This window comes from Streptomyces sp. NPDC015220, assembly GCF_043079345.1.
Taxonomy (GTDB): domain Bacteria; phylum Actinomycetota; class Actinomycetes; order Streptomycetales; family Streptomycetaceae; genus Streptomyces.
In genome coordinates this window covers 21,491-34,761 of the sequence record NZ_JBIBUK010000028.1, presented here as the reverse complement: position 1 = coordinate 34,761, position 13,271 = coordinate 21,491, and the positions used below count along the sequence as shown (strand labels likewise).

General features: G+C 72.1%; 10 protein-coding genes and 1 pseudogene. 6 read left to right on the top strand and 5 right to left on the bottom strand.

What is annotated here, in order from left to right; genetic code table 11:
* Positions 1-56 precede the first annotated feature (56 nt).
* Both ACF061_RS34450 and ACF061_RS34445 read left to right on the top strand, forming a co-directional pair.
* The gene (locus ACF061_RS34450; RefSeq protein WP_392270947.1) at positions 57-2,693 is read left to right on the top strand and encodes a glycosyl hydrolase; all 2,637 of its coding nucleotides are present in this window, start codon (positions 57-59) and stop codon (positions 2,691-2,693) included.
* 527 nt (positions 2,694-3,220) lie between these two features.
* The gene (locus tag ACF061_RS34445; RefSeq protein WP_392270946.1) at positions 3,221-3,700 is read left to right on the top strand and encodes an ATP-binding protein; all 480 of its coding nucleotides are present in this window, start codon (positions 3,221-3,223) and stop codon (positions 3,698-3,700) included.
* 82 nt (positions 3,701-3,782) lie between these two features.
* On the opposite strand, the gene ACF061_RS34440 is transcribed toward ACF061_RS34445, so the two are convergent.
* Positions 3,783-4,088: an NADP-dependent oxidoreductase gene (locus tag ACF061_RS34440; protein WP_392270945.1), complete on the bottom strand. Its 306-nt coding sequence runs from the start codon at positions 4,086-4,088 to the stop codon at positions 3,783-3,785.
* Between the two features lie 182 nt (positions 4,089-4,270).
* On the opposite strand from ACF061_RS34440, the pseudogene ACF061_RS34435 reads away from it, so the two are divergent.
* Both ACF061_RS34435 and ACF061_RS34430 read left to right on the top strand, forming a co-directional pair.
* Positions 4,271-4,528, top strand: a pseudogene (locus tag ACF061_RS34435) (helix-turn-helix transcriptional regulator); the annotation flags it as partial.
* Positions 4,529-4,720: 192 nt separating this feature from the next.
* On the top strand, positions 4,721-5,887 hold the full coding sequence (locus ACF061_RS34430; RefSeq protein WP_392271008.1) for a PP2C family protein-serine/threonine phosphatase: 1,167 nt from the start codon (positions 4,721-4,723) through the stop codon (positions 5,885-5,887).
* Between the two features lie 151 nt (positions 5,888-6,038).
* Here the strand turns inward: ACF061_RS34430 and ACF061_RS34425 are convergent, their stop codons facing one another.
* From ACF061_RS34425 to ACF061_RS34410, 4 genes are all read right to left on the bottom strand, one after another.
* Entirely contained in the window at positions 6,039-7,247 is a 1,209-nt protein-coding gene (locus ACF061_RS34425) for a helix-turn-helix domain-containing protein (RefSeq protein WP_392270944.1), read from the bottom strand.
* A gap of 217 nt (positions 7,248-7,464) precedes the next feature.
* Positions 7,465-8,418 carry a hypothetical protein gene (locus ACF061_RS34420; protein WP_392270943.1) on the bottom strand — a complete coding sequence of 318 codons (954 nt, stop codon included), beginning with the start codon at positions 8,416-8,418 and terminating at the stop codon, positions 7,465-7,467.
* Positions 8,419-8,458: 40 nt separating this feature from the next.
* The gene (locus ACF061_RS34415; RefSeq protein ID WP_392270942.1) at positions 8,459-10,021 is read right to left on the bottom strand and encodes a DUF6801 domain-containing protein; all 1,563 of its coding nucleotides are present in this window, start codon (positions 10,019-10,021) and stop codon (positions 8,459-8,461) included.
* 105 nt (positions 10,022-10,126) lie between these two features.
* Positions 10,127-10,759 carry a hypothetical protein gene (locus ACF061_RS34410; RefSeq protein WP_392270941.1) on the bottom strand — a complete coding sequence of 211 codons (633 nt, stop codon included), beginning with the start codon at positions 10,757-10,759 and terminating at the stop codon, positions 10,127-10,129.
* A gap of 737 nt (positions 10,760-11,496) precedes the next feature.
* Between ACF061_RS34410 and ACF061_RS34405 the strand changes: the two genes are divergently transcribed.
* Both ACF061_RS34405 and ACF061_RS34400 read left to right on the top strand, forming a co-directional pair.
* Positions 11,497-12,510 (top strand): ABC transporter ATP-binding protein, encoded by a 1,014-nt coding sequence (locus ACF061_RS34405; RefSeq protein ID WP_392270940.1) that lies wholly within the window; start codon positions 11,497-11,499, stop codon positions 12,508-12,510.
* Entirely contained in the window at positions 12,507-13,271 is a 765-nt protein-coding gene (locus ACF061_RS34400) for an MlaE family ABC transporter permease (protein WP_392270939.1), read from the top strand. The genes ACF061_RS34405 and ACF061_RS34400 overlap by 4 nt, the downstream gene beginning before the upstream one ends.

Here is a 13,271-nt window from a genome sequence, read left to right as displayed (position 1 = left end):
GCATTCGTGATCGGGTCGCCGCGACCGCTGTAGCCACACCCGTTCGGGAGGATCCGGTGCCGGCACCAACCCGCAGAAGACGATGGCTCACGATCTGTGCCGTGACTGCTGTCACCGGGCTCGTCGCGATACCCGCGAGCGCCTCGCCCGGCCGGCACACCAGCCCCTTCGGGGCCCGCGCTCTCGCCCGGCTCGCCGCCGAGCGCGCCCACTCGGCCGGTGTCCTTGGCCCCAGGGCGAAGTCGGACGACGGCGACGACGGCAACGAGGCCGATGAGATCGCCGAGGGCGCGGACCAGTACGCCGAGGCCCGTACCTCTCCCGGCGTCGTCGCGCCGGGCGCGTACGGTGCGGCCTGGCGGAGCCTGGCCGACCTGCCCCGCACCGGTGGCAGTTGGCGCGACGTCACCGGTCTGCCCTACGACTCCGACGACCCCCGCTACCGCGACATCGACTCCAACTCCGGCGGCGGCTCCGGCAAGGTCACCGGACGCATGGCCGCGATGGCCGCGGACGACGACGGCTACGTCTACGCCGGCAGCGCGGGCGGAGGCGTGTGGCGCTCACGCAGCGGCGGCGGGCACTGGCAGCCCATCAGCGACCGGCTGCCCTCGCAGTCCACCGGAGCGCTCGCCCTCGACGGCGCCGGACGGCTCTGGCTGGGAACGGGCGAGGCCAACACCAACTCGGACGCCTACCTCGGCAGTGGCGTCTACGTCCTCTCCCACCCCCACCAGGGCAGCTTCTCCACGCGCAGCCGGGTCGGCGGCGACGAGCTGGAGAGCACCACCGTCCGCCAGTTGCGGTTCGCCGGCGACAAGGTGTGGGCCGCGACCGGCAGAGGCGTGTGGAGTCACTCCACCAAGAACCTGCGCGGCCCCTGGAAGCTGGAGTTCGCGCCCAACCCCGACTACCTGCCCGGCGGTTCGAAGGCCACCGACGACGCCGCCGTGTACAAGAACGTCACCAACGACATCGCCGTCGACCCCATGGACCCCTCGAAGGTGGTTCTCGCGGTCGGCTGGCGCGGCGGCGACGACCACAACGGCTTCTACACCCGGACCGGCGGCGGCTGGAAGCGGATCACCAGTGGCTTCGGCGAGCTGCCGACCGACGCGGACGACGTCGGCACGGTGACGTTCGCCCGCGCCCCGGACGGCTCCCGCTACTACGCCATCGACCAGTCGCCCGAGCAGACGGCCACCAACCCGGACAGCGGCCTCGAGGGGATCTTCAGCGCCTCCTCCCCGTCCGGGCCCTGGACGAAGATCGCCGACTACCGGCAGCTGGCCGCCGACGGTTCCGCCCTGACCAGCGCCGGCTACATGCCGGGCGTGCAAGCCTGGTACAACCAGTTCCTCACCGTCGACCCCGCCGACCCCGAGCACGTGTACGCGGGCCTGGAGGAGGTCTACGAGACCAAGGACGGCGGCGCCACCTGGGCCACCGTGGGCCCGTACTGGAACTTCACCTTCCCCTGCTGGAGCATCGACCCCGGCAAGCAGACCGGCGACTGCGGCCAGACCACCCACTCCGACCAGCACGGCGTGGCCATCGGCCGCTACCACGGCAAGAGCTACGTCTACGTCGGCGACGACGGCGGCGCCTACAGGCGGCCGCTCGACGGCTCCCAGGACGCCTCCGGCCACGCCACCGACTGGGCCTCCCTCAACGACGGCACCATCGACACCCTCCAGTACTACTCGGTGGGCATCGGGAAGGACCCGGGACACCGCGGGGTCCTGGTCACCGGCGGCCTGCAGGACAACGGCCAGTCGATCCTGCGCGGCGGCGACAAGGTCATGGGGTCCAACTTCGGCGGCGACGGCGGCGACACCCTGACCGCCCCGGCCAACGGCTGCGACATCGCCCAGGAGTACGTGTACCTCTCGGTCCAGGTCACCCAGAACTGCGCCGTCAACGACGGCGGGTGGACCACCGACCCCGCCAAGGCGACCTCGTACAACGTCGCCCCGGCCGACAACGCCACCAGCGAGGCCCGCTTCATCGCGCCCCTCGCGGCCGACCTGGGCGACAGCTCCACCTGGGTCGCCGGCGGCCGCCACATCTGGGTGCAGAGCCACGGCTACGCCATCCGCAGCGGCTCCGAGTGGAAGAGCGTGCACGACCTCGGCGCCGGCCGCACCGCGACCGCCGTCGCGGCCTCCGGCGGCAAGGTCTACGCGGCCTGGTGCGGTCCGTGCAACGAGCGGGGCTTCGCCCGCGGAATCGCCGTCGGCAACGCGGACGGCACCGGCTGGCACGACATCGACCTGCCCGTCGACGGGACCGTGCCGAACCGCTACCTGAGCGGTTTCGCCGTCGACCCCAGGAACGCCGACCACGTCTTCCTCGCAGTCAACGGCTTCTCCCGGCACTGGACCGAGGGCCCGGGCGCGGGCTCCGGTCACGTCTTCGAGTCCACCGACGGCGGCACGACCTGGAAGGACGTCTCCGCCGGCCTTCCGGACGTGCCCGCCGACTCCGCGGTCGTCCTGCCCGACGGCGGCCTCGTCGTCGCCACCGACCTCGGCGTCGTCCACCGCGCGCCGGGCCGCACGAAGTGGCGACGCGTCGGCTCCCTCCCGGCCGTCGCCGTCCTCCAGCTCAAGCTGAGCCCCGACGGCGGCACCCTGTACGCGGCCACACACGGTCGCGGGATCCGCACGATCAGGGTGCGCGACTTCGACTGACGTACCACCCGATGGACGCGGGGGCGGCTCCGGCCGCCGGGGCCGCACCCGCGCCGAGCACGGCACCTCGCCCACGTCGGGCGTGAGGGCGGCGCGCTCCGCCCGCCCCGCGCTGGGCGCGTGCGCCGGAGCGCCGATCGGGGCCGTGCCGCCCCGGCCGCCCGCACACCGCGACACCCCACGGGCGCTGCCGCGTGCGGGTCCGGATGCCGGCCTGCCGGCCGGACGGGAGGACCAGGGCCGGCGCGGAACTGCGCACGGCCGCCGCCGGCACCCGGACGCCGTCCGGGGCGGCCACCACGACCGACAGCGGGCCCGGCCGCTCGGCGGTTTCGGCGTACGGCACTTCCACCCCGGCCAGGGGGGCGATACTGGCACGCCGGGACCTTCGCCCGCAGCCGCCGCCCCCGCGTCCGACGGGCGACGGCCTCGCGCGATCGATGGAGCCGACAGAGGGGCATCAGGCGTCATCCTCACCGGCGCGGGTACGCGCGCGAGGCGTGAACGGGGTAGTGAAGGCGGCGGAGATGGAATCAGTGCCGGTGGGCGAGGACGGCGTCGAGCCGGGCGGGCGGGCCATACGGACGACGGCGGCCCTGGACGGCGACACGGACATCGCCCGGGCCCGCCACCTGGCCTGCGATTTCCTCGACGGCGTCCGGGCCGACCACGGCCTGCCCGTCTCGCAGCGCGCCATGGACCTCACCCAGCTGGTGGTCAGCGAGCTGGTCACCAACGCCCGCAAGTACGCCCCCGGCCCGGTGCTGCTGGACCTGCGCGTCATCACCGGCGACATGGTCGAAGTGGCGGTGTGGGACTCCGATCCGGTCCTGCCGACCGCCAGGGCCGCGGACGCCGGCCGGGTGGGACAGCACGGTCTGGAGATCGTCATGGCCGTCGCCCGGGAGTTCAGGGCGCAGCGCGAGCCGGTCGGCAAACGCATCACCGTCCGCCTCGCCCTGGTCGACGGCCCCAGCGGCGCCGTCTCCGGGCACCGTCCCGCGTAGCACGACCGGTCGGTCCGGCTTCCCGGTCGGTCCGGCTTCCCGGCCGGGCGCGGCGGGCGCCTGCCGGGTGTCGCGCGGCCGGCTACGACGCGGCTTCCGTGTACCGCCAGAGGCGCTCGGCGCCGTCGGGGTCCGGGGCATGGGCGGCGACGCCGTCCCCGCTGCCGTCCTCGGTGACCGGTGCCTCCTGGTTGTCCTCGAAACAGCGGCCGGAGACACCCTCGACCAGTGGCGAGGCCGCGAGGAGGACGCTCGTCGCGGCCCCCTGCCCAGGCGTTTTGTAGAACGGCTGTTCAATGCGGTCGCCGTGCTCGTCCGCGCCGCCCATGGCTTGCAGGGTGGGCAGGTCCAGGTGGCGCTGCGGGCCGGTGTTGATCCACCCGGGCATGACCGCGTTGGCGCTGATGCCGTCGTCGGCCCACCTCCGTGCTCGGCGCGAACGTGATCGCCGGGCACCTCGCGGTCGTCCTGCTCATCGACATCATCCGTCACCACCTCGCCCGGCACGCGGACGGGGAAGGCCGGCTGCACGGGCTGAACGACCCCGTGGTCGGCGCGGCCCTGCGGGCCATGCACGCCGATCCGGCGCGCCGCTGGACGGTGCGGCTCCTCGCGGAGGCCGCACACGTGTCACGTTCCACTCTCGCCGCGCGTTTCAAGTCCGTCGTCGGCCGGGGGCCGCTGGAGCACCTCACGCGGTGGCGCATCGAACTGGCGGCACATCGCCTCGCAGCCACCGGACAGACCGTCGCGGTCATCGCGAACGCCGTCGGCTACGGCTCCGAAGCGGCCCTCGCCCACGCCTTCAAGCGGGAATTGGGCACCCCCCCCCGGGCAGTTACCGCAAGCAGGCCCGCGGGCCCGGAGGACGGTGAACCGTCCGCCGACGCACCCGAGTCGGGGGCGACCCGCCGGGTCCCGGCACCGGTGTCAAGGCGGGCCGGGACCGGCTGGTTCGGGGCATCGGGTGACGACGAAGGATCACGGGGAAGAAGTGACGGCAACCGATGGGAGGTTGCCGTGGACGATGGAGATCTGGAGTTGGGCGAGCTTCTGGCCGCTGCCGAGAGTGCGCCGCCCGGAGGGTCGGTCGACGTGGTCGCGCGCAACCTGCAGAAGAGGTTCGGCGCGCGGCACGTGTCCTTCCTGTTCGTCGACCTCATCGGTCAGCGGCTGGCCCGGCTGTCCGCGGCCGCCGGGGGCGACGTCGCGGGCTTCGCGGAACCGATCGCCCTGCGGGGCAGCGTCTACGACGGCGTCCTGCAGAGCCAGCGCCAGCACGTGGAGCCGGACGGCCGGGGCGGACAGCGCGTCATCACACCGGTCACCAACCGCGGCGACTGCATCGGCGTGCTGGAGGTCGTCCTGCGGCGCGCCGACGACGGTGTGCTGCGCAAGGTCGGCGAGGCCGCGCACCTGCTGGCCTACATCATCGTCACGGACCGCCGTTTCACGGACCTGTACCACCTGGGCCGGCGCACCACGCCCACCAGCCTGGCGGCGGAGATCCAGCACCAGCTGCTGCCCTCGGCTCCGTGCTGCGAGGCCGACCGGTTCACGCTCGCCGCGGGGCTGGTCCCGGCCGACGACATCGGCGGCGACACCTACGACTACACCCTCGAGCGCGACACCCTGCACCTGTCCATCACCGACGCCATGGGGCACGACACCGACTCCGCGCTGCTGGCCACCGTACTGGTCAGCGCACTGCGCCGGGCCCGCAGACGCGGCTGCGACGCCCTGCTGCAGGCCAACGAGGCGCACCAGGCCCTGCTGGAACAGGGCCGCGGCCTGGCCACCGGACAACTGCTGTGCGTCGATCTCGACACCGGCGACTGCGAACTGGTCAACGCCGGACACCCCCGACCGCTGCGCCTGCGCGACGGCACGGTGGAAGAGGTGGAGCTCGGCGTCAACCTCCCGTTCGGAGTGGTGGCGCCCACCCCCTACCGCCTGCAGAAGCTGGACCTGCGCCCCGGGGACCGGCTGGTCCTGCTCACCGACGGCATGCAGGAGCGCCGCGCCGCGGCCGTCGACCTGGCCGCCGTCATCGGCGACACCCGCGACCTGCACCCCAGAGAGACCGTCAGAGCCTTGACCAGCAGAGTGCTGGCCGCCTGTCACGGCGAGCTCAGCGACGACGCCACCGTGATGGTCCTGGACTGGCACGGCGACCCAGCGCGATGACCGGGCCCTTCCCGTGGGCGCCCCGCGTCCCGGGCGCCGGCCCGGGCGGCCGGGATCCCCGCCCGGCCGCCGGGCACGACACGCCCTCGCCCCGGGCCGCCGGGGAACCCGCGGGCCGCGGCCCGGCGGGGGCGAGTCCCCGCCGGGCGGCTCACTTCCCGTCGCCGCCCCGCAGGTGCAGCGAGCGCAGGACCGCCTCGAGGGCGAAGCGGTGGTCGGGGTCGGCGATGCGGTCGCCGAGGCGGGCGTCCAGGTTCCGCAGGCGGTAGCGGACCGTCTGGGCGTGCACGCCGAGGATCTCGCCGACCTGCTCCGCGGTGGCCCGGGTGGAGACGTGCACGCGCAGGGTTTCCACGAGCCGGTCCCGCCGGCTGGCGGGCAGTTCGTCGAGGGGCGCCAGTTCCCTGGCCGCCACCTGGGACATCAGGGGCGGGTCGGACAGCAGCCAGAGCGTCACCAGGTGGTCCTCGCAGCGGATCAGGGGAGTGTCGGGCAGGACTCCCTCGTCGACGAGCTGCAGCACCCGCCGGGCCCAGCGGATGGAGTCGGCCGCCTGGTCCAGCGGCACGGTCAGGCCCACCGCGGCGTGCGTGCCGGCCAGCGCCGTCTCCAGCATGGCCAGGCGCTGCGGGGTCAAGGGGCCCGGCAGGAGCAGGTGCGGCTGGGGGATGTCCAGGTCCGCCAGGACGTCCCCGGCCAGCCCCGCCTCCAGGTGGTCGGGGACCGGTGAGCGCAGTGCGACCAGGGTGACTTCGGCCGGCAGTTGCCAGGCGGCCGCCTCGCACAGTTCCGTGACGGTCGACTGGGACAGCGGCGGAGCGGCGAGGATCAGGTGCAGCAACTGCCGCCGCAGCGCGGAGACCTCGGAGGCGGCCCGCGACTGGACCTCGACGTAACCCTCGCGGGAGATCGCCTCGAGTTCCTCGACATAGGCGAACAAGGCGTCGGCGAAGGCGAGGATGACGGTGGGGGAGAGGTGGTAGTGCCGGCCCATGGCCTTGGCGCGGCGCAGCGCGACACGTGCGCCGAGCCGGTACGCGCCCTGCAACGTGTCCAGTTCGCGTCCCTCGTAGGCTTCCACGCGGCCGAACTTGCGCAGCAGCTCGTCGCGGAGTGCCGAGTCCTTGCCCGGTTCGGCCACTCGGTCCACGAAGGCGGCCAGCGCCTGTTCGACACCCTGCCGGATGGCGTCCGCGTTGGGCCCGTTGAGCAGGCGCCCGTACACCGGGTAGGCGCGGATGACCTCCAGCCGTATCTCTCTCATGAGCCCGGGTAATTCCGGTCTTATGAGAGCGGCGAACTCCTTGGGCAGGGGGTCGAGTGGTTCTCCGAGCTCCGGTGGCCTCATGGTTGAAGGCATGAGTCTGGTCGTCCCTCGCTCTCGACGCGCCCGGCGGGGAGACCGGCCGGTGCCACCCGTCCCGAGGAGGGGCGACGCCGGCCGGCCGTCAGGTGCCTGTCCGTGTGAAGGTGAAGTTAATTCAACTCCTTCGGTTTGCACACGAGTCGTGCACACATTGGTGCGGTGGGACGGCCGAGGTCGGCCGGGACGGCTGATACTCGCCGGTGTTCGGCCATTACTTGACGGCGGAGTGCCAGTCCCGGGCGAGCACCTTGCCCGCGTCGGGCGCGGCGGTGCCGGGAGCCGTCAGGCCGGCCAGGTAGGTCCGGGTGTCGTTGAGCGTGAGGCTGTTCTTCCCGGCGGCCGAGGGCAGTCCGGTCTTGGCGTTGACCGCCGCGTCGATCAGGCCGAGCAGTCCCAGGCCGCAGCCGCTGGCGCCGGGCACCGCGAAGCTGCTGTCGTTCTGGGCCGATCCGGTGAGGTCGATGCGGCTCATCTCGCCGTCGTCGGTGACGGTGCCGTCGCCCTTGAAGAAAGACAGGCCGAACTCGGGGTAGGTGAGGTTCTTCGGACGCAGGACGATCGGACTGGACTTGGTGCCGATGTAGCAGTTGCTCCCGAGGAACGGGTTCTGCAGGTGGATGCGGACCGGGAGGGAGACGATCGGCTGGTCGGTGAGGACGCCCGCGCTCTGGTCGAAGTCGGAGGGCGCGCCGACCGACTCCACGGTCGCCGTGATCTTGTTGAGGGTGCTGTTGGTGATCTGATCGCAGATGGCCGAGACCGCGGGGATGTTGCTCGGGCACATCAGGCCCAGCAGACCGCCGGGCACGGTCGCGGAGTCGGCGATGATCGCGCCGGCGGACGGGGCCACCACGGTGCTGGTGCCGTCGGAGTTCTGTACGACCCCCATCTGCAGGTCGGTCCGGCCGGTGACCACGGTGGTCTTGCCCAGGGTCATGGTGCCGTTCGGCGAGGTGGACACCACGCACTGCGGGGTCTGCGCCAGGCCGTCCGCGGCCAGCATCGCGCCCGCGTCGACCGGACAGCGGGTGAACGGCGCCCACTGGCCGTTCAGTTGCGCGGTCGCGGCGGTCGCCGTGCCCGTGGACACGAAGGCGCCGAGGGCGGTGCCGAGGGCGGTGACGGTCGTGGCGGCGAGTCTGGCGCGGCGGGAGAACCGGTTCATCGGGTGGCCTTCCGTGAGAGTCCTGTGGGATGGGGGGTGCTCAGCGCTCCGGGACGGGGATCTTCAGCGGCTGGAGGTCCGCGGTGCACTCGTCGGGGTTCGGCTGCGCCTGGCTGCACGTCTGGCCCTGGATCTGCTTGACGTAGTTGCCGGGGCCGGAGACGCTCGCCGTGAGCAGGGGGTCGAGGTCCTCGCCGCCCGTGCCGCAGCCGGTGAAGGCGGGGATGGTCGCTTCGCCGGTGAGCGGGCCGCCGGAGGTGAGCAGGTAGCCGGTGGCCGGTTCGCCGAGCGCCTGCTCGCCCCTGCCGTGCAGGACCAGGTGGTCGCCCGGATGCTTCTTGGGCTCCGGGTCGGGGGAGCTGAGCGATGTACGGGTCCGGCAGTCGGGGCCGACGTCCAGCCGGGTTCCGTTGACCTCCAGGTCGGTGACCCGGAGCACCAGCGGGACCCGGATGTAGGTGTCCGTGCCGGTGAAGAAGGTCGTCATGTCCATCCGGCCGAGGGCGTCCAGGGTCAGGGGGCCCGTCTGCTCCAGCACCATGGTGGCCGTCGTCGGGGTGAAGCCGAAGGTCAGGAAGGTGGCCTTGAACGGCGGGGTCCGCCTGCCGCCCTGGTAGGAGAGCTGGCCCTCGGAGTGCTGGGTGATGAGGGCGGCGCTGCCGTCCGGGGTCATCTCGAACCCCGTCTCGCCCTGCTCGACCAACGTGCACGACAACGGGATCAGCGCCGCGCCGTTCTGCTTGGTCACGTTGGAGTAGCCGGTGATGTACGCGTTCAGCGACATCGCCGTGGCGGGGTGCTGGGCGTCGTAGCGGCACGGTGGGGCGTCCCGGTCGGGAGCGGAGTCGGGGGTGCTCTCGGCGACCTTCGGGGCCTGCTCGGGCCGCGGGTCCGCGGGCCGCTGCGACGGGCCGCCGGTCGGTGACGGGGAGGGTGTGCCGGAGCCGGACGGTGAACCGCTCGGTTCGGGCGACCGGGATCCGACCGCGACGGTGGCCAGCAGCCCGTGGCCAGGGGCGTCCTGGTCGAGGGCGCATTCGACGGTGAGCGGGGCGGGGGTGGCGCCGGTGCCGTCGGTCGGGCTCACGGCCAGGTCGATGGCCAGGCTCCGGGCGGAGAGCGTCAGGTCGCCGGCGCTCCGCGCGGTCACCGACGGGACGTCGCCCGTCGCGGTCAGGGTGAGCGGTCCCGGACCGGGGACGGCGACCGGCTGTGCGGTGCCGCGCCAGGTCGCCTCGGCCGTGGCGTCGTTCTGCGCCACGCCGACGGTGAGGCGGGTCGCGGCGCGTACCTCGGCCGCCTGCGGCGCCTTGAGGTCCGCCACCGCCTCGGCGGGCAGTTCCACCGTGGTGGTGACGTCCGCGGGACGGATCGCCTGGCGGGGCTCCACCCGGTCGGGGACGGCCGCCGAGACCCGTACCGTCGCCTGCCGCTGTCCGGACGGGAAGGCGCAGAGGTAGGTGAGGGCGGTGTCGACCTGCTGGGTGTCCGCGGTGGCGAGCGCCGCCGGGACCATCGCGGCGAGCACGACGAACGCGGCGGTCGTCGCGGTCCTCACACGGACCCGGGGGGTCCGCCGGGCGGTGGCACGAGGGCCTGTCATCTACTGCTCCGCTCGATTTCCGTTTCTCGGGGGCTCGGGCTCGGACCGGCCGCAACCGCCCGGCCGGGACGGTCCGGCCGGGCGGTCGCGAGCGGGTGCGGAGCCTTACGGGTTGGAGCCGACGATCTTCGGGATGGTGGTGGTGCCGGTGACCTTGACGGCGTAGTTGCCCTTGAAGGTCGGCTTGGTGGAGGTCGTGACCACCGTGCCGCAGCCGGTGGCCGAGGTGACGGACAGCTCACCGGAGACGCTGTTGACCGCCAGGATGCCGGTGGAGTTGGTGTACGTGCCCGAGGCCGTGCCCTTGACGGTGAACGCACAGGCGCCGGCGGTCACCTTGGCCTGGACGTTGCCCACGTAGCCCGTGGTGACGCCGGTCGTGGGGTTGTAGTCCTTGGCGACGACGGTCCAGGGGGTGGTCGCCACGGTGGTGACGTTGCCCAGGACGCTGGTGCACGGCGACGCGCTGGTACCGAAGTTGATGGCGTTGATGGAGGCGACCGTCGCGGGGTTGCCGGTGGCGCTCGCCATGGTGCCCGAGGCCGAGGACGTCGTGCACGTCATCGGGAGGTTGGCGGTCAGCACGATGTTCCCGCTGTTGGTCGCCGTGAAGTTGGCCGGGGACGGGGTGACGGTCCACACCGTGGAGGCGTTGGCGGAGGCGGGGGCGACGGCGATTCCGAACGCGGCCGCACCCGCGCCCGCCACCACGGCGAATGTTCTGAGGGTCTTCTTCATGGCTCTGGGACACTCCTTGGATTGACCGGCAGAGGTGGGCCGCGACGGAACTGACGGAGGGTGGGAGCAGGCGGCCCGCGGCTCGAATGCATCGACCGCGAGCATTGACGTTACTTGCGGGAAACTTGTCCGAACAATGCCGCCGACCATGATTCTTTGAAAAGGGCAACCACCTGTTCGCCCGGTGAGCAGCCCGCGCCACCGCTTAGTCATCCGTTGCCAAGGAAGGCGCCGCCGTCCGCCGGTCCGCCGACCACGCGGAAGGGGCCGGGGAGCGTCTCCCACCTGCTGCACAGGGCCGTCCATGCGCACCTCATGACAATTCTCGGCCCGAGATTTATACGCCCGCTGACAGGTCGTCTACGGCCGGACGGCATATCGCGGAAAACTCGGGATCCACTATTGCCCGCCGGGTTACCCGGCCGTAACGTGCCGGGGTGCAGCACTGATCTCCGAATCGGCGGTCCCCTGCCGGCCGGAGATGCGACGGACGTCCGGCCCCTGCCCTCCTTCAGGGCCGTCCGCTCGTCGGCAGGGCCCCGCGGATCCAGCCCCCGGAGACGCGCGGCCCTGCTCTGTCGTCAGGAGACAAGGTCCCGGACGGCACTTTGTCTGCACGGTGACAAAGTCCGGGAGGGCAACGGAAATCCGGTGCTGTGCCTGTTGCCAGACAACCGCGCACCGGCTTAACGTGCGCGCACCCCGGTGCGCACTGACCCGTCCTTGTCGGAGGTGATATGGGAATCGAAGTGGTGGTCGAGGGCCTGACCAAGTCATTCGGCAGGCAGAACATCTGGCAGGATGTGACCCTCACGCTTCCGGCCGGTGAAGTCAGTGTCATGCTCGGCCCGTCCGGTACCGGAAAGACAGTGTTTCTGAAGTCGCTCATCGGGCTCCTCAAACCTGACCGCGGCCGTGTCCTCATCAATGGGGTGGACATGGTGAACAGTCCGGAGCGCGACATTTACGAGACCCGGAAACTCTTCGGGCTGATGTTCCAGGACGGGGCCCTTTTCGGCTCCATGTCCCTTTTCGACAACATCGCCTTTCCGCTGCGCGAGCACACGCGCAAGAAGGAATCCGAGATCCGCCGCATCGTCATGGAGCGGATCGAGGTGGTCGGCCTCCTGGGCGCCGAGCGCAAGCTGCCGGGCGAGATCAGCGGCGGCATGCGCAAGCGGGCCGGCCTGGCCCGCGCCCTCGTGCTCGACCCGCAGATCATCCTGTGCGACGAGCCGGACTCCGGGCTCGACCCGGTGCGCACCGCCTACCTCTCCCAGCTGCTGATCGACCTGAACGCGCAGATCGACGCGACGATGCTGATCGTCACCCACAATCTCGACATCGCCGCCACGGTCCCCGACAACATGGGCATGCTCTTCCGCCGCGAACTGGTCACCTTCGGCCCGCGCGAGGTCCTGCTCACCAGTGAGGAACCGGTCGTCGCGCAGTTCCTCGCCGGCCGTCGGGAGGGGCCCATCGGGATGTCGGAGGAGAAGGACGCCGCGGCCCTGGCCGCCGAGGCCGCCGACCCGCGCGCCGCGCGAGCGGCCGGGCCCCGCGAGATAGTGCCGCAACTGGAGCCGTCCCCCGGCCTCCCGCCGCGCCGGGCCGTCGCCCGGCGCCGTGAACGCGTCCTGGGCATGCTGGACCGGCTGCCGCCCGCGGCCCGCACGGCCATCGAGCGCACCTACGCCACGCCCGGCGGCGCTCCCGTCCTGCCGCTGCCCGCGACCGGGAGCGGCTCATGATCACCGGTGCGCTGCGGCAGACCGGACGGCTCTTCGCACTCGCCGCCGAGGTCAGCCGGGCGGTCTTCAAACGCCCTTTCCAGTTCAGGGAGTTCGTCGAGCAGTTCTGGTTCCTCGCCAGCGTGACGATCCTGCCCGCCGCGCTCGTCTCGATCCCCTTCGGCGCCGTGATCGCCCTTCAGGTCGGCTCGCTCACCCAGCAACTGGGCGCGCAGTCGTTCACCGGAGGGGCCAGCGTGCTCGCCGTCGTCCAGCAGGCGAGCCCGCTCATCGTGGCCCTGCTGATCTCCGGCGCCGGCGGCTCCGCCATCTGCGCCGACCTGGGCTCGCGCACCATCCGCGAGGAACTGGACGCGATGGAGGTCATGGGCGTCTCGCCCGTGCAGCGCCTGGTGGTGCCGAGGGTCCTGGCCGCCATGGGCGTGGCCGTGCTGCTCAACGGGCTGGTCTCCGTGGTCGGCATCCTCGGCGGCTACTTCTTCAACGTCTACCTGCAGGACGGCACCCCCGGCGCCTACCTGTCCAGCTTCTCCTCGCTCGCCCAGCTGCCCGACCTCTACGTCAGTGAACTCAAGGCGCTGGTCTTCGGGTTCATCGCGGGCATCGTCGCCGCCTACCGCGGCCTCAATCCGCGCGGCGGTCCCAAGGGCGTCGGCGACGCCGTCAACCAGTCCGTCGTCATCACCTTCCTCCTGCTCTTCTTCGTCAACATGGTGATCACCAGCGTCTACCTCCAGATCGTCCCGCCGAAGGGAGGCTGA